The sequence below is a fragment of the Thiomicrorhabdus cannonii genome (assembly GCF_013391695.1).
In the GTDB taxonomy this organism is placed as follows: Bacteria; Pseudomonadota; Gammaproteobacteria; order Thiomicrospirales; family Thiomicrospiraceae; genus Thiomicrorhabdus; species Thiomicrorhabdus cannonii.
The window spans coordinates 90,923-106,733 of sequence record NZ_JACBGH010000004.1; the positions used below are offsets into that span (position 1 = coordinate 90,923).

Below are 15,811 nucleotides of genomic sequence, written 5' to 3' on the forward strand. Positions count from 1 at the left end.
CCCGTTAAATTTTGAATCTGCTTCTCCGCCCCCCTTTTTTCGCTCACCCTCAAATGTAAATAAATATCATTTAACTTGAGAAAATAGCCGTTTTTTGCTAACATCTTCAACCAAATGTCAATAATTATCATTTAAAAACATGACACACAGATTACACACTACGCTGGACCAATGTCATAGCGGCCAAACCAGCCAAATCACCGCCCTCAAAGGCAATTTGGAAACCAAAATGCGTTTGGTTAACCTCGGTTTTCACACCCACAGTCTGGTCAAACTGATTTTGGTGCGCGGCCAGAATCTGGTGATCTGTGTCGACGGCAGCCGTTTTGCGATCGATAAAACCATTGCCTCCAATATTCAGGTAGAAGTACTCTCATGACCGTCAAACCCAAAATTAAATTCAAAAAGCACGGCGCACGCGGTAACGCCTATCAAATCGCGCTGATCGGCAATCCCAACTGCGGCAAAACCACGCTGTTCAACCGTCTGACCGGGGCCCAGCAGACCACCGGCAACTGGCCGGGCGTCACCGTGGAGAAAAAAACCGGGTTTATGGACATCGGCGACGACCACTATCATCTGATGGACTTGCCCGGCGTTTACAGTCTGGAACAATCGAGCCATAGCGGTCTGGATGAAAAGGTCGCGCTCGATTACCTGCAATGCCAGCCGACCGACCTGATTCTGAACGTGGTGGATGCCACCAGTCTGGAGCGCCAGCTGTTTCTGACCGCACAACTGCTGCACATGGGGCTGCCCGTGGTGGTGGTGCTCAACCGCATGGATCTGCTCAACCAACGTCATCTGCAGATCGATACCGATACGCTTTCCAAGTCGCTCGGCTGCCCGGTGATTCCGGTATCGGCCTATTTCAATCAAGGTATCGACGAGCTCAAACAGCAGCTACCCGGCCTGCTGAACCGCAAATCCAATCTGCATTTCGATCTGCCTGAGACGCTGCATGCCTCGGTGCATGCCGTGCGCGACCAACAGGCCAGCCCGGACTCCGACTCCTGCTGGAAAACCCTGCAGATGCTGATTAAACCGGAATCGGCGCCGCTTGAACTGCGCAGTTTCTGTCAGGCCGAGAAAACCAAACTCGAAGCGCACTATCAGGAAGACCTGGCGCTGATTTCCGCCGATCTCTATTTTCAATACGCGCACGACGCCAGCCATGCCAGTGTGATCCACACCGACCGCTTTACCCGCAACACCACCGATACCTTAGACCGCTGGGCCCTGCATCCGGTGTGGGGCATGCCGATCTTTCTGGGCATCATGTATCTGGTGTTTGCGCTGTCTATCACGGTGGGCAACACCTTTATCGACTTTTTCGACCTGGGCGCGCAGGCGCTGTTTGTGGACGGCCCCAGCGCCTTGCTGCAATCCGTCGGCGCGCCCGACTGGCTGGTGGCCATTCTGGCACAAGGCATCGGCGGCGGCGTGCAGGTGGTGGCGACCTTCATTCCGGTCATCGGCGCCTTGTTTCTGCTGCTCTCCATTTTGGAAGAGACTGGTTATATGCAGCGCGCCGCCTTTATTATGGATAGCCTGATGCGCCGTCTGGGGCTTTCCGGTCAGGCCTTTATCCCGTTGGTCGTCGGCTTCGGCTGCAATATTCCGGCGGTACTGGCGTCGCGCACCCTGCCCGATTCCCGCGACCGCATTATGACCATTATGATGACGCCGTTTATGTCGTGCAGCGCGCGCCTGACGGTCTATGTGATGTTTGCCACGGCATTTTTTGCCGACTATGCCGCCCTTTTTGTGTTTTCGCTGTATGCCGCCGGTATTTTGGCAGCGGTGCTGACGGCGCTGCTGCTCAAACACACCCTTTTGCCCGGCAAAGCGCCGGCGATGCTGATGGAGCTGCCCATTTACCATAAGCCTGCCGTGATCAACGTCCTGCTCAACACCCGCAACAAGCTCAAAAGCTTCATTATGGATGCCGGTAAAATCATTGTGATGGTGGTACTCGCCCTGCATCTGTTGAGCAGTCTGGGAACCGACGGCAGCTTCGGCCACGAAAACCAGCCGAGTTCTGTGCTCAGTGAAGTGGCCAAAGCCGCCACGCCGATAGTGGAACCGCTCGGCATTACCGAAGAAAACTGGCCGGCCACGGTCGGCCTGATTACCGGCCTGCTCGCCAAGGAGGTCGTGGTGGGCTCCCTGGATGCGCTCTATCAAAACATGGATACGCCCGCCGAACCCGACACCGTGGAAGACTATGATTTCCTCGGCGCGCTCAAAGAGGCGCTGATGACGATTCCGGCCAATCTTCCGGGCATTGTGACCGACGTCAACGACCCGTTGGGCCTGCAGTCGATTGAAAACATCGTCGATAAAAAAGCCATTGCCGAGGAACAGGGCTTCACCCCCTCCACTCTCGACAAGATGGTCTATTACTTTGATGGCAAAGTCGGCGCCTACGCCTACCTGCTGCTGGTATTGCTGTATTTCCCCTGCGTGGCCACCTTCGGTGCCATCAAACAGGAGCTGGGATGGCGCTGGGCGCTCTACAGCGGCAGTTGGAGTCTGTTCTTGGGCTACAGCACCGCTGTCGGCTTCTATCAATTGGCGACCTTTAACCAGCATCCGCAAAGTAGTACACTGTGGTTAAGCGCCATTGCACTTGGCTTTATCGGCATCGCACTGGCATTGCGCAGAGCCGGCAAACCCTACCGTATGAGAGCCGGCCTTCACTCCTAAACAGGCCATAGTATGATTCTGCTGGATATTAAACGTTACATCAAACAGCATCACGAAGTAACCTTGAACGATATCCGTCACCATTTTGACTTGGAAGAAGACGCAGCGCGCGCCCTGCTCGAGCCGCTGATTCGCCAGGGGCATATTCAAGTCATTCCCGCCGACAGCTGCGCCAGCGGCCATTGCTCGACCGGCTGCACACAAGCCCAACAGGGCGACACCTATCTTTGGCGCGATAAATGCTTTAAAACCGTATCAATTCCAATTCAAGTTCTATAGAATCACAAACTATGACTTGTTATTTTTTTGTGATGGGATACAGTCCGAGCGATGAACAAGTGGTTTAGAAAAGGCAACTCCAGACGTTTTTACCGCATTGATATGCCGGTGCGCTATTTTATTGTCCCCAGCTCGCCCATCAAAGACCGCGAGATCTATGCAACCGGCGTCAACTACTTTCCGCAGACCTTTCTGAACAAGGTTGAAGAGCAGAAATTCCAGGTTCGCCATTGGGCCAGACGCGTCCAGGAACATACCGTCACCATTACCCAGATCGTCGAAGAGATGCTCCATTACATCGACTTTTTCGGTGACTGTTCGCGCGCCATTTCCGAAGGACGCAACCCGCGCAACAATCTCGATTACTGGATGCGTATCAACGATCATCTGCAGGGTTTCAAAAGCCTCAAGAAACTGGAACAGTCCTCCCCCAAGACCTTCCAATATCTGCAAATGATCGAGGAGAAATACCTGGTCTATTTGCAGAAAATGGCCACCAGTCTGGAAAAATCGACCCCGCAGCATTTTTATGTGGAAGGTCGCCTGCCGGAAGGCTTTAAGCTGGATGAAACCATCAAGGTACTGCAGCAGCCCAAATTTGAAAAAATCCCGTTGGTGCAGACCATTCTGTATATCGCCTCTTATCTGAACAGCTACCTCGGAGCCTATCGTCAGATTCACGACGATAACTTCCTGAAGCAGTTTCCCAAACTCTGGCCGGTCAAAATGGCCAATCTGAGCGCCAGCGGTGTGGCGATACATGTAGAAAAACAGTTTCCGCAATATTCGCAGGTGGATGTGCTGTTCTATTTTCCGGAGGACGACAAGGTCATCCAATTTGACGGCAGCATTGTCGATATCCGTGTCGATGAAAAGACCCACACCGAACGCGTTGCCATCAATTTCGAATTTCCCGACGGCAAGCATCAGGACTATTTGCAAATCCAAATCCAGAAGCAGGAGGTCAAACAATGCATGGATTTGGTTATCTGAAGCGCGGCGCATTAACAACAGCCAACGATTTAAGAGGTGCCTATGCCCGGTAGCAGTCACGAAGTCGATGCCACCTTTATGGACGAATTGCCCTTTTCGGTGCGCGAGCCGGCGCTTGATCTGGTGCGCTATGCCACCCTGAAAGAGATGTTGGAAATGCGTCTGCACGGCCCTAGTTTGCACTATCGCAACAAATACAACCTGACGCCGGATCAGTGGAATCTGCTGCTAAACGCGGTGATTCTGACCAAAATCAGCTATTTTCAGATCAATACCTATTTCCCCAACGCCTATATCGACAAACTGATCGAGATTGCCGCCTTCGCGGCCGGCAAAAAAGGCGCCTCGGCGCTCGACCTGTACCAGGAGATGCTGCTTGACCACCCGGTTTTTGCCGACTGGCTCAAAACCTGCCTGCTCGTCAAACAGCAAAAAATCCGCACCGCCAACACCAGCCAGGCGGCACAAAAATCGACAACTTAAGCGTTGTTAATGCCTTTTAGCGCTTCGCAAGGGCTGTTTTCGAAAGCATAAGCCGCTCCAAAACCGCGCACATAACGTCCGCCGACCACCCGCAATTTAAAGGCGTGGAAATCCGGCAAGCCGGCGAGCACATCCATCACTTCGCCAAAGGCTTCGCGCAGTCGCGTTATCGCCTCAGCCCGTGCTTCCGACTGCAACGACTCCACTGCCAGTTGCAAACTGATGCGCTCGCGTGCAAACAGTTGGGGCGTAGCCTGTTCGTCGGCCACCAACAGCCCGCTGACCCGGCCTGTTGAGTTTTTTGAGGCGGCATTTTCAGCCTCGGCCGAGCGGGTCATCGCCAATAAATTTCGGGTATGCGGCGCCAGTTCGCTGACCCAGATCACCAATTCCTGAGGATTCAGCCAGACGCACGGCAGCGCGCTGGTCTCCAATTCGCCATCCGGCGAAACGGTGCTGAGCATGATACTGCGGCGCGAACTTAAGAATTGGCGGCAAGCGTCTTCGACCTTAGGCATGCGGCAATTCCAGCGTGCGGCGCAGCCAGTTGCCGATGTCTTCGATTTCTTGCTGGCACACGCTATGCACCATCGGATAGGTATGCCACTCCACCGCATAACCTTTTTGCACCAGGGCGTTTTTGGAGTGTTCCGCCACGCCCAGCGGAATCACCGGATCGAGCGAGCCATGCACCATCATAATCGGGATTTCGCGGTGCAGATAAAACTGCTCGTACATCGGGCAGTAGGTCGATAACGCCAGCACCCCGCCCAACGCCTTTTCATAACTCAAGGCGGCGTGCAGCGCAATCAGCCCGCCTTGCGAAAACCCGGCGATAATGATTTTGTCGGCAGCAATGCCGGCATCCAGCTGCTGTTTGATCAACCCATACACCTGATAGCAGGAAACGCGGATACCGGCAGCGTCGACATCGTTCATCAGATCGAACGAGCGGATATCGTACCAGGCGCGCATACGCATGCCAGCGTTGATGGTGACCTCCTGCTCGGGCGCGTGCGGAAACACAAAACGCACCGCGTGATTCGTCGGCAGGTCGAGCTGCTCGACAATATCCACAAAATCATAACCGTCCGCCCCCAGCCCGTGCAGCCAGATGACCGCCGCACTGGCTTCTCCGTTAGGTTCTAACACCACCGGTAACGCCTTGTCCTGTTCATCGTTTGCTTGTTGCATTGTCACTCCAGCTCTCAAACCAATTCTGCTAAAATAGTCCACATTTTACGATTTCATTCGACCAATTCACAGGGATTACTCAAAATGACGCGCTTAACGCTCTCTTTGCACACACCGTTTAGACTGCTCCGCATTTTGGGCATTACCCTCTGCCTTGGACTGGCGCTTGGCGGCTGCGGCAAAAAAGGCCCCTTAACCCTGCCGGAAGCCACGCAAGACGTTCAGAGCGAACCACCCTCGAATTCAAACACGCCAGCCGCCTCGCAGACCGAGTCGGGACACTAAACAGGATAGACCATGAGCCACACCTTTCACGCTTTTCCGTATCAAAACAATGTGCTGCACGCCGAAGACGTCAGTCTGGCGCAGCTTGCCCAGGACTTCGGCACGCCGCTGTATGTCTACTCGCGCAGCGAACTGGAAAACCGCTGGCAGGCGTTTGACCGCGCCTTCGGCAAGCAGCCGCATCTGGTCTGCTATGCGGTTAAAACCAATTCCAATATCGCCGTTCTGAACGTGCTCGCCAAGCTTGGCGCCGGTTTTGATATTGTGTCGCAAGGTGAACTGGAGCGTGTATTGCGTGCCGGCGGCGATCCGGCCAAGGTGGTGTTTTCGGGTGTGGCCAAACAGCCTAAAGAGATCGAACGTGCGCTGGAAGTCGGCATCCGCTGTTTCAATATCGAATCGCATGCCGAACTGGAACGTATTCAGCAAGTGGCTGAACGCATGGGCAAAATGGCCAATGTTTCCATCCGCGTCAATCCGGATGTGGACGCCAAAACCCACCCGTATATCTCCACCGGCCTCAAAGACAACAAGTTCGGCGTGGACATCAACACCGCGCCTGAGCTGTATGCGGACGCCTGCGCCTGCGCTAACGTCAATCCTATCGGCATCGACTGCCACATCGGTTCACAGCTCACCGACATCCAGCCGTTCACCGACGCGCTGGAACGCGTGCTGGCGCTCAAAGCCAAACTGCACGAGATGGGCATCGACATCCACCATCTGGATCTGGGCGGCGGCCTCGGCATTCAGTACACTGACCAGACCCCGCCGGCGATTGCCGACTACGTGCAGGCGCTGATCGGCAAGCTCAACGATCCGTCGATTGAAGTGATTATCGAACCGGGCCGCGCCATTGCCGGCAATGCCGGGGTACTGGTCACGCAGGTGGAGTTTTTGAAACCAACCGAGCACAAGAACTTTGCGATTATCGACGCCGGCATGAACGACCTGATCCGTCCGGCGCTTTATCAGGCGTACCAGCAGATTGTGCCGGTCGCGCCGCGCATTGATGGTCTAACCGGCAAATGGGACATCGTCGGCCCGGTGTGCGAAACCGGCGACTTCCTTGGCAAGGAGCGTGAACTGAACCTCAAGGCCGGCGATTTGCTGGCGGTGATGTCTTCCGGCGCTTACGGTTTCACCATGAGCTCCAACTACAACACCCGTCCGCGCGCCGCCGAAGTCATGGTGCAGGGCGATCAAGCCTGGCTGATCCGCCCGCGCGAAACCTATGACGACCTGATGGGCAGCGAGCGCATTATTGGCGCTTCCGAGTAAAATCCTCAAAAACGCTTTTAAAAAAACTGAACAGGCCGGGTAGCGATGTCGTTACCCGGCCTGTTCAGTTTTGGGAATCGATTTTTTCGGTAACCGCATTTTATGATTGATTTATTGAACCACAGAGCACACGAAGAGCACGAAGAGTTTGAACGTTAATCAGTCGTTGGTGTTATTTTTGTGTTTTAAAGCGGTTTTAAAAACATTTAAAATCAACAAGATTGGTTGAGAAGATATATATCAATTACTTAGAAAAACTTCGTGCTCTTCGTGCTCTTCGTGCTCTTCGTGGTTTAAATCTTCATCAACTTATCAATCACAAAATATGGATACCCGATTTTTTCAACCCTCAAACAACGCCTGCAGTCGCCCTTTGGCTTGCCACAGATGCAAGTTAGCGAGTTCTTTGGCGCTCGGCAGGCTGTTTTCGGGGCCGCGCACGCGGACAATCTCAACCGTTTTGTTGGCCGCTTGTTTGATTAACGCCGCCCAAACAGCGTCTTCTTGCTGCCAGGCAATCAATTTGGAATCACTCTCGCCATCCAACTCCGTTATCCAGGCGTGCTGTTGCAGCAAACTCAGCTGCAACCATTGCTGCGGCGGGGTCAAGACCATAAACTCATGCGCTGACGGCGCAAGCGTGTCGCTTAACGCAGGCAGGGCCTCTTCGTCACCTTGCAGTGCGCTTTCGGCCGCACTATTCAACCACTGCTGATAAAGCTGGCTGACCTCCACCAGATAACGGCTCTCGCCGATCCGCGCCACTTCCGCCTCATCCAATCCAAGATAGTCGGCCAAACGGTAAGCGTCTTCCAGCAACGCCACCATGCTCTGACACTGCATCGGACGGCACGGCAGCTGCGCCAGCGCGCGGTGCAGCCGGCAACCGATCAATTCGGGAAAGCGCGCCGCCAATGACAGCGCCATGGAGTTGATGCGCGGCAGGCTCTGCAAGGCATGCAGACGGCGCTCGTCGAGCAGACAGACTTCGATCTGCTCAGAAATCTCCTGGTTGACCCAGCGCAGCCGCAGATTACGCAGAAACTTGACGGTCTCCTCCTTGCCCGGCCAACCGACCTGCGCGGCCATCTCCACCCGCTTGCCGGACAAGAGCGCGACCACTTCCGGCTCTTCCAGCCCGGAAGTCACCAAGCGCCACGCCAGCAAGGGCGCGTGGTCCAACAGCTCCAGAATTTGCGGATACTTGCCGCAATAATGCAGCAACGTCAGTTGATGGGACGGGAAAAGAGCGCAGCTGTCCTGAATCCACTTGGGAATCTGTTTGCGCCAATAGGCGAGTTGCGAAAAATTGGACCAGGCAAACACGCGCCAATCCTGCGGGTAGGCCGGAATCGGCTCGGATTCGAACATCATGCGCTCCCAGCCAATAACGCTAACCACACCAACCTGCGGTTCGATTTTGCGGGCGTCGATCCACAGAGTCTGCTCCACCTCATCCCAGAAGCACTGTTTGGCCAGCTGCTGTTGACGAAACCGGTCGCGGCTGTCGGGTAAAACGGCCGCCAGCGCCTTAGGCTTCAAGGTAGGTTTCCTTGATTTTACGGATGGCCGGCAAGACCGCCAAAAAGCAGTCGACCAGATAAGGGTCGAAGTGCTTGCCCTTCTCTTTCTGCAGCAGCTCCACCGCCCTGTCAATCGGCCAGGCTTCTTTGTAAGGTCGTTCGGAAGTCAGCGCATCAAACACGTCGGCAATCGCAACAATGCGCCCTTCAATCGGAATCTCATCGCCGGCCAGCCCATGCGGGTAACCTTTGCCGTCATACTTCTCGTGATGCGTCAGCGCAATTTTGTAGGCGATTTTGAGAATCTCCGAGGTGGAGCCTTTGAGAATGCTGGCACCGATCAGCACGTGATTCTGCATGGTCTTAAACTCGTCATCGCTGAGCTTGCCGGGCTTCATCAAAATGGTGTCGGAAATACCGATTTTGCCGATGTCGTGCATCGGTGAAGCCTGCTGGATGAGGCACGCACGCTCCTCCCCCAGCCCGGCCTGTTTGGCGATTTCGTAAGTGTAGAGGCTGACGCGTTTGACATGGTTGCCGGTTTCATTGTCGCGGTATTCACCGGCACGCCCCAGACGCTCCACAATCTCAATCTTGGCACGATTGAGTTGTTCGGTGCGCTCATTCACCATCTGCTCCAAGGTTTCATTCTGTTCCTGGAGCGCCTTGCGCAAAAACCAGTTCTCCAGCTGCAGCTCGACCCGTCTTAAGAGTTCGAGCCGGTCGAAGGGTTTGCTCACATAATCATTGGCGCCGGCTTGCAGGGCTTTGTTGCGGTTCTGCTGGTCATTCTGTGCGGTCAGCATGATAATCGGCGGCTTCTGCAACTGTTTGTAGTGCTGGTTCAGTAAAGACAGAACGCCGAAGCCGTCGAGAATCGGCATATTGATGTCCAGCAGAATCAGGTCGACAGGCTGGCGTTGCACAATGCTCGCCACCTGCAGCGGATTGCTGCAGGTTTCGATCTGCTCAAAGCCCTCCTGCTCAAACGAGTCGCGCACCAGCTCCAGGTTGACGGCCTGGTCATCCACCACCAGAATACGGGCCTGTTTGATGGGTTGCATGCTTCCAAACATAAAACGTCTCACTCTGCGAGTAATTGTAGTAACGTGCGGATATCGATCGGCTTGGTCAGATAGGCGTCAAAGCCCAGTTGCAAGCCGTATTCGATATCCGCTTGCATCGCTTTGGCGGTCACGGCAATAATGCGCGGCATCGTTGTCTGCAGTTCCGGGTGGGTGCGCAGAATCACCAACGCCTGTTCGCCGCTCATGGCGGGCAGATCCAAATCCATCAGAATCAGCTCCGGCTTGAGTTCCAGCGCCTTTTCAATCCCCATCTCGGCGGTCGGCGTAATCGACAGTTCATAGCCTTCCAGGCTCCCGAAGATTTCCGACATCAGTTGCATATTCAGCGGATTGTCTTCGATGTATAGCACCTGCTTGGGACGCGGCGCCGGCGTGGCGTTGCGCAACAGCGAGGGCTCTAGGCTCTGTTCTCTCTCTTGCGGTTCGCTGATGGAACCATCTCCATGCAAAGGCAGCGCAAACCAGAAAACCGAGCCCTCCTGTTCGACACTCTCAAAGCCGATTTCACCGGACAGCAACTCGATAATGCGTTTGGTAATGCTCAAGCCGATACCGGTTCCCTCGATCGACTTGCCCTCGTATCCCAAACGGTTGAAGGGTTCAAATACCTGGGATTGATAAGCTTCGGGAATCCCCACGCCGGTATCGCGCACACTGACGCGCAGCATAGTGACGCCCGAAACCGACAGGTACGCTTCACACCCCACATCGACCAAACCGTGTTCACGGTTATACTTAATGGCATTGGATAGAAAATTCAACAGCACCTGTTTAATGCGCGTGAAATCGCCGAGTACGCTGGCGTGACAGGCTTCCGGTTGCAAATAACGCACATTCACGCCTTTGCGGTCGGCCAAAGGCTGGATGGTCGACAGACAGCTTTTGATCACATCGGGCATGGCCACAGCCGTCAAAGACACCTCCAAAGCGCTGCTTTCAATCTTGGAAAGCTCCAGCACTTGATTGATCAACTCCAGCAGGTGATGGCCCGCATAGCGGATGTTATTGACCTGTCGCGCCTGTTTTGCCGAAAGATCGCCGCTGGCCAGCAGATCGGAGAAACCGATAATCGAATTCAGCGGCGTGCGCAGTTCGTGGCTCATACTGGAAAGGAACTCGGACTTCGCCTGGTTGGCCCTTTCCGCCTGCTGTTTGGCCTCATGCAGTTCATCGGCCACCCGTTTGCGCTGGGTGATATCCTGCACCACCCCGAGCATGCGCAGCGGCTTGCCTTCAGCATCCCGGATCACGTCCCCTTTTTCCGACACCCAACGCACACTGCCATCCTTCCAGATCACGCGGTGTTCAATATCGTATTCGTTGCCCTCTTCCAAACAGGCCGCCACCGCGCCGGTGACCAATCCCACATCGTCGGGATGGATTGCACCGATAAAGTTTTCATAACTGGTCATTAACGTCTGGTTCGGCCCGCCGAAAATCGGCGACACCATCTCCGACCACCACAGTTCATCGGTTTGAATATTCCAGTCCCAGGTGCCGATATTGGCAAAATTCTGACTTTGATGCAGGCGCTTTTCCGTCTCTTCCAGCTGATTGAGCTTCTGTACCAGTTGCTGTTCGGTCTTCTTCAGCGCGGTGACGTCCGTGCGGATGGAGATAAAATGATCCACTTCACGCTGACGGTTCAGTACCGGCTGAATGGTCGAGTCAACCCAGTAGAGTTCGCCGTTTTTATTGCGGTTGCAGATCGTGCCATGCCAGTTGCGACCCGCCAATAAGGTCTGCCACACCGCTTTGAAAAAGCCCTTGGGCTGTTCGCCCGAATTAAGAATGGCGTGATCTTCACCAATCAGCTCTTCCAACGGGTAACCCGAGACCTCAACAAACTTGGGGTTGGCGGAAATAATCGTGCCGTAACGGTCGGCGCGGGAGATGATGGCGTGATTATTCACCGCATACAAATCCCCCCAGGAAGTTGACAGAAAATCCTCCACATACACTTCCAGCAGGCCGCCCGGCTGGGTCAATACATCCACTTCAAAACGCAGTTGCTGCTGAAAATCCGCCAAATACACACGGTTGACATCCGGCGCAAACACCCCCGGCAAAACCTCATCCAGCAAGGCGATGAATCCGCAGAAATGGCTCAACCCATCGGTTTGCGGAATCACATCAAAAATTTTGCGGACACTGCGGCTTTGCACCTCCAGCGCCTGTAACAGACGCTTGACCGGACGCTCGCCGCGCAACGCCTTGTCGGCGAGGATGCGGAAGGCGTGGACTTCATTGGCTACAAATTGAACGGCGCTGGAATTGGGCATCGCTTATTACCAACTGGCAGAGACTTTAAAGAAGAAGGTCTTGAGATATTCGGTTTCCGGGATTGCCGGATGCACCGGGTGGTCAGGTGCCTGATGCGCCTGATCGAACAGCTGTACGCTGCGGTCGATATGGCGCGCCGCCGACTGCACCTGCTCCAGCAGATGATCGCGGCTCATGTGATGCGAGCAGGAGGCGGACACCAAAATGCCGTCCTGCTCCAACAGACGCATCGCGATCTCGTTGATACGGCGGTAGCCCTCCGCACCCTGTTTCAAATCCTTTTTGCGTTTGACAAACGCCGGTGGGTCGACAATCACCACGTCAAAACGCTCGGCTTCCAGACGCAAAGCGTTCAACACCTCAAAGGCATTGCCCTGAATCATGGTCATCTTATCGATAACGCCATTGAGTTCGGCGTTACGCTCCACCCCGTCCAGCGCCGCCTCTGAGGCATCCACACAGGTCACGGCTTCGGCACCCGCCATCGCGGCCGCAATCCCCCAGCCGCCCAGATAACTGAATACGTCGAGAACACGCTTGCCCTTAACCAGCCCCTGCAGACGCGCCCGCGCCATACGGTGATCGTAAAACCAGCCGGTTTTCTGGCCGCCGCTCACCGGCACGACAAACTGCGCGCCGTTCTCGCGAATAATCACCTCTTCGGGCAAACTTCCCAGAGCAACTTCTTCGTACAGCGCCAAGCCTTCCAACTCGCGGCTCTTGCTGTCGTTACGCAACACGACGGCCTGCGGATGGTAGAGGTTTTCCAAGACCTGCACGATCTGTTCTTTAACCGCTTCCATCCCGGCCGTGGTAATCTGCACGGCAAAAACGTCGCCGAAACGGTCGATGACCAAACCGGGCAGGCCGTCACTCTCGCCAAACACCAGACGATAGTAGGGTTCGTCAAAGTTCAGTTCACGCAGTTCCTGTGCCGCCTGAATACGGCGTTTAAGGAACTTTTCGTTCAACTCCACTTTCGGATTGCGGCTCAACAGACGCGCGCAGATCAGGGTATTCGGGTTCACATAGCCCATCCCCAACGGCTTGCCGTTGGCACCCTCAATAACCACCTGCTGACCGGCTTCAAACTGTTTGAGCGGCGTCGCCTCGGTGTCCACCTCATTGCTGAAAATCCATAAATGCCCTTGCTTCAGGCGGCGTTCTTCGTTTTTCTTGAGTCTTAGGGTTGCTAACATAGATCGATTCTTTTTTAAAAAGGAGGGGGCTTTAAAAAGTCAACATGCACCGCGAGGGTGCATGCTTAGTAAAACGGATGAGACATTCTCTGTCAGAAAAATCAGGCCTGATCAATCAAATCCTGATACTCGCTGTCCGACATCAACTCTTCCAATTCGGTGACGTCATGTGGGGCGATTTTAAACAGCCAGCCGGCATCGTAAGGTTCCTCATTGATCAGTTCCGGTTCGTCTTCCAACGCTTCGTTAATGGCCACGATTTCGCCGCTCAAAGGCGCGTAGATTTCGGAGGCGGCCTTGACCGACTCCAATGACATGACTTCGTCGCCTGCGGTCACATCCGCACCCAGCTCCGGAAAGGTCACACTCATCAGATCGCCGAGCGATTCCTGCGCAAAATCGGTGATGCCCACCACGGCATTGCCCTGCTCATCAATATAAACCCATTCATGCGTTTCCGCATATTTGAGGTGACTCGGTAAAACACTCATTCTTTCTCTCCCAACAAGAACTTTACATAGCGCGCATCATAACATTAAACCCGCGGCTTACAATGGCTAAAAACGCGAAGTAAGGAGCAGTTCCTCCCCCCGTCAATTTTCCTGTGGTCCCAAGACCTCTTCGGCCATTTCTACGCGGTTACGCCCCTGTTCCTTCGCTTGATACAACGCCCGGTCAACGCGTTTCAGCAAGGTAAAACCGGTATCCCAGCGGGTGAGTTCCGCCACCCCGAAACTGGAGGTTAAAGGCACCGGCACCTGCTCCCTGCTTAAGGACTCCACCGCACTGCGTAAACGCTCCGCCGTCTGCAAGGCTTCGGCAATCGGTGTCTGCGGCAGAATCACTAAAAATTCTTCGCCGCCATAACGGCATAACACATCCGTATCGCGCAGCGCAGCGCGTACCGCAGCCGTCACCTCCACCAACACAGTATCACCGACATCATGACCGAAGGTGTCATTGATCTTTTTAAAGAAATCCAGATCGTACAAAATCACCGAGAACGTCGACAAATAACGGCGCGAGCGGTTAATCTCTTTTTCCATCGCCTGATTGCAGGCCAACCGGTTGCCCGCCCCGGTCAACTCATCGGTGACACTGAGCTTCTTCAACTCTTGCTCATAATGTTCGATCTGGGTGATATCCTGCATCAACACGTTGTAGAGCCGCTCCGACAAGCCCATCATGGTTTTCACTTTAATCAGAAAAATCTGGGGGACGCCGTTATGCACAATTTTGGCCTTGTGCCGTTCGTTAGGATGCATCAACACATAATCCAGCCAGAACATACCGTTCATGGTGGGCTGCAAAAACCCCTCCTCACGCTCAAACACTTCGCAGACGCACTGATAACGCTTCAAGAACGTCTCCAGATTCTCGAACTCGTCAAACAGCTCAAAGAAATGGGCGTTGGCATCGACCACCTGCTTGCCGTTGGAGATATAAATCACATCGGACACCGAGTTGATGATCTGCCGGTAGTAACGTTTTTTGGCTTCCGCATGGGAACGGCTCATAATGATGACCGCCAACAGCAGAACCAACAAAATCACACCGATACTGATGACCACATATTTCTGCAAGACCCAGTTCACCTGCGAAAAATCGATGGCATCGTAAGGTTTAAAGGCCAGCCAGTACGCCAGCACCCCATCCTCGGACTTAATCGGAAAAACCGACACCACATAGCCGTCGATCCGCGTATAGTCCGGCGTTTCCAGAAATGCCTGCAAACGCCCTTGATAGAGCTGTTCCAGCAGCGCTTTGCTGGCATTTTCATTAGCCACGTAATAGCCGTCGATAAACTTGCCGGTCAACGCCCGCGTCAACACGCTCTGAAAACGCTTGTCCACCAACAGCACCGTTTCCACGCCGGCATCGTTCAAAAGTTTCTGCGTCAGCGGCGTAAACTGGGTGACAATATCCACCATCCCCAGCACGGTACCGTCATCGCTGATGACCGGTGTCATTGTTTTAAAGGAGATGGTAAAGCGCCCCACGCTGATATTCTGCAAACTCCGACGCGTTTCGAAGACGGTACCGATTTCGGGACGAAACGGCAAAAGATTGTCGCCCACCTTTTCCGTCCAGCTGCGGTAGACGCTACGGCCGTCAATATCCACCAGCTGTACCCAGATGTCCTTGAAAGACGTGGCGTTATTCAGGTTGGCCGTTAGTTGACTGAGTTTTTGCCGCAAAAGCGGCTGCGGGCGTTGCAGCAACTCTTCAATAATCGGATTTTCGGCCAGACTTTGCGCCAACAATAAATTGGTCTGCTGCTGCGCCTGAACAAGGGTGCCGATGGTGTTTTTCGTTTCTTGCTTATCCTGCAGCACCGCCTCGTGGCGCAGCTTGATTTCGGCCTGACTGTAAAGCACATAGGCCAACAACAGCGCCAGCAACAACAACCCCAACAGCCAACTAAACGACTTGTAACTTTTCACGCTCAGAACGCCCCGCATTGAATACATCGGTTTCCATTCTGCGCCTAAAA

At 54.3% G+C, this 15,811-nt stretch carries 15 protein-coding genes; 7 read left to right on the forward strand and 8 right to left on the reverse strand.

Annotated elements, in window-relative coordinates; translation table 11 throughout:
* Positions 1 to 139: 139 nt before the first annotated feature.
* Genes HZ297_RS06190 through HZ297_RS06210 form a run of 5 tightly spaced genes read left to right on the forward strand, consistent with a single transcriptional unit; the run spans position 140 to position 4,464 of the window.
* Positions 140 to 379: a FeoA family protein gene (locus HZ297_RS06190; protein WP_178862132.1), complete on the forward strand. Its 240-nt coding sequence runs from the start codon at positions 140 to 142 to the stop codon at positions 377 to 379.
* Positions 376 to 2,709, forward strand: a complete 2,334-nt coding sequence (gene feoB / locus HZ297_RS06195) for a Fe(2+) transporter permease subunit FeoB (protein ID WP_178862133.1) — start codon at positions 376 to 378, stop codon at positions 2,707 to 2,709. Before HZ297_RS06190 ends, feoB begins: the two co-directional genes overlap by 4 nt.
* Positions 2,710 to 2,721: 12 nt before the next feature.
* The gene (locus HZ297_RS06200; RefSeq protein ID WP_178862134.1) at positions 2,722 to 2,988 is read left to right on the forward strand and encodes a FeoC-like transcriptional regulator; all 267 of its coding nucleotides are present in this window, start codon (positions 2,722 to 2,724) and stop codon (positions 2,986 to 2,988) included.
* Positions 2,989 to 3,039: 51 nt separating this feature from the next.
* Positions 3,040 to 3,981: a PilZ domain-containing protein gene (locus HZ297_RS06205; RefSeq protein ID WP_178862135.1), complete on the forward strand. Its 942-nt coding sequence runs from the start codon at positions 3,040 to 3,042 to the stop codon at positions 3,979 to 3,981.
* A 42-nt stretch (positions 3,982 to 4,023) separates the two neighbouring features.
* Positions 4,024 to 4,464, forward strand: a complete 441-nt coding sequence (locus HZ297_RS06210; protein WP_178862136.1) for a hypothetical protein — start codon at positions 4,024 to 4,026, stop codon at positions 4,462 to 4,464.
* On the opposite strand, the gene HZ297_RS06215 is transcribed toward HZ297_RS06210, so the two are convergent.
* Positions 4,461 to 4,982 carry a HugZ family pyridoxamine 5'-phosphate oxidase gene (locus HZ297_RS06215; protein ID WP_178862137.1) on the reverse strand — a complete coding sequence of 174 codons (522 nt, stop codon included), beginning with the start codon at positions 4,980 to 4,982 and terminating at the stop codon, positions 4,461 to 4,463. The genes HZ297_RS06210 and HZ297_RS06215 overlap by 4 nt on opposite strands.
* Positions 4,975 to 5,658: an alpha/beta hydrolase gene (locus HZ297_RS06220; protein ID WP_178862138.1), complete on the reverse strand. Its 684-nt coding sequence runs from the start codon at positions 5,656 to 5,658 to the stop codon at positions 4,975 to 4,977. Before HZ297_RS06220 ends, HZ297_RS06215 begins: the two co-directional genes overlap by 8 nt.
* Before the next feature lie 84 nt (positions 5,659 to 5,742).
* On the opposite strand from HZ297_RS06220, the gene lptM reads away from it, so the two are divergent.
* Together lptM and lysA are read left to right on the forward strand one after the other, a co-directional pair.
* The gene (lptM, locus tag HZ297_RS06225; protein ID WP_178862139.1) at positions 5,743 to 5,943 is read left to right on the forward strand and encodes an LPS translocon maturation chaperone LptM; all 201 of its coding nucleotides are present in this window, start codon (positions 5,743 to 5,745) and stop codon (positions 5,941 to 5,943) included.
* Positions 5,944 to 5,955: 12 nt separating this feature from the next.
* Entirely contained in the window at positions 5,956 to 7,224 is a 1,269-nt protein-coding gene (gene lysA / locus HZ297_RS06230) for a diaminopimelate decarboxylase (RefSeq protein ID WP_178862140.1), read from the forward strand.
* Positions 7,225 to 7,566: 342 nt separating this feature from the next.
* Here lysA and HZ297_RS06235 read toward each other — a convergent pair whose 3' ends face one another.
* The 6 genes from HZ297_RS06235 to HZ297_RS06260 all read right to left on the reverse strand — a co-directional run bounded on the left by HZ297_RS06235 (position 7,567) and on the right by HZ297_RS06260 (position 15,761).
* Positions 7,567 to 8,766, reverse strand: coding sequence for a hypothetical protein (locus HZ297_RS06235; RefSeq protein ID WP_246261691.1), 1,200 nt, complete (start codon positions 8,764 to 8,766; stop codon positions 7,567 to 7,569).
* Positions 8,756 to 9,823, reverse strand: a complete 1,068-nt coding sequence (locus tag HZ297_RS06240) for an HD domain-containing phosphohydrolase (RefSeq protein ID WP_178862141.1) — start codon at positions 9,821 to 9,823, stop codon at positions 8,756 to 8,758. Before HZ297_RS06240 ends, HZ297_RS06235 begins: the two co-directional genes overlap by 11 nt.
* An 8-nt stretch (positions 9,824 to 9,831) precedes the next feature.
* Positions 9,832 to 12,117, reverse strand: coding sequence for a PAS domain-containing hybrid sensor histidine kinase/response regulator (locus tag HZ297_RS06245; protein WP_178862142.1), 2,286 nt, complete (start codon positions 12,115 to 12,117; stop codon positions 9,832 to 9,834).
* Between the two features lie 6 nt (positions 12,118 to 12,123).
* Positions 12,124 to 13,317, reverse strand: coding sequence for a class I SAM-dependent rRNA methyltransferase (locus HZ297_RS06250; protein WP_178862143.1), 1,194 nt, complete (start codon positions 13,315 to 13,317; stop codon positions 12,124 to 12,126).
* A 101-nt stretch (positions 13,318 to 13,418) separates the two neighbouring features.
* Positions 13,419 to 13,808 (reverse strand): glycine cleavage system protein GcvH, encoded by a 390-nt coding sequence (gene gcvH / locus HZ297_RS06255; protein ID WP_178862144.1) that lies wholly within the window; start codon positions 13,806 to 13,808, stop codon positions 13,419 to 13,421.
* Between the two features lie 102 nt (positions 13,809 to 13,910).
* Entirely contained in the window at positions 13,911 to 15,761 is a 1,851-nt protein-coding gene (locus HZ297_RS06260; RefSeq protein ID WP_178862145.1) for a diguanylate cyclase, read from the reverse strand.
* Positions 15,762 to 15,811 lie beyond the last annotated feature (50 nt).

What these genes read in the sequence shown, in the direction of transcription:
- HZ297_RS06190 (WP_178862132.1), top strand. Translation starts at nt 140, where the DNA reads ATGACACACAGATTACACACTACGCTGGACCAATGTCATAGCGGCCAA.
- feoB (WP_178862133.1), top strand. Translation starts at nt 376, where the DNA reads ATGACCGTCAAACCCAAAATTAAATTCAAAAAGCACGGCGCACGCGGT.
- HZ297_RS06200 (WP_178862134.1), top strand. Translation starts at nt 2,722, where the DNA reads ATGATTCTGCTGGATATTAAACGTTACATCAAACAGCATCACGAAGTA.
- HZ297_RS06205 (WP_178862135.1), top strand. Translation starts at nt 3,040, where the DNA reads ATGAACAAGTGGTTTAGAAAAGGCAACTCCAGACGTTTTTACCGCATT.
- HZ297_RS06210 (WP_178862136.1), top strand. Translation starts at nt 4,024, where the DNA reads ATGCCCGGTAGCAGTCACGAAGTCGATGCCACCTTTATGGACGAATTG.
- HZ297_RS06215 (WP_178862137.1), bottom strand. Translation starts at nt 4,982, where the DNA reads ATGCCTAAGGTCGAAGACGCTTGCCGCCAATTCTTAAGTTCGCGCCGC.
- HZ297_RS06220 (WP_178862138.1), bottom strand. Translation starts at nt 5,658, where the DNA reads ATGCAACAAGCAAACGATGAACAGGACAAGGCGTTACCGGTGGTGTTA.
- lptM (WP_178862139.1), top strand. Translation starts at nt 5,743, where the DNA reads ATGACGCGCTTAACGCTCTCTTTGCACACACCGTTTAGACTGCTCCGC.
- lysA (WP_178862140.1), top strand. Translation starts at nt 5,956, where the DNA reads ATGAGCCACACCTTTCACGCTTTTCCGTATCAAAACAATGTGCTGCAC.
- HZ297_RS06240 (WP_178862141.1), bottom strand. Translation starts at nt 9,823, where the DNA reads ATGTTTGGAAGCATGCAACCCATCAAACAGGCCCGTATTCTGGTGGTG.
- HZ297_RS06245 (WP_178862142.1), bottom strand. Translation starts at nt 12,117, where the DNA reads ATGCCCAATTCCAGCGCCGTTCAATTTGTAGCCAATGAAGTCCACGCC.
- HZ297_RS06250 (WP_178862143.1), bottom strand. Translation starts at nt 13,317, where the DNA reads ATGTTAGCAACCCTAAGACTCAAGAAAAACGAAGAACGCCGCCTGAAG.
- gcvH (WP_178862144.1), bottom strand. Translation starts at nt 13,808, where the DNA reads ATGAGTGTTTTACCGAGTCACCTCAAATATGCGGAAACGCATGAATGG.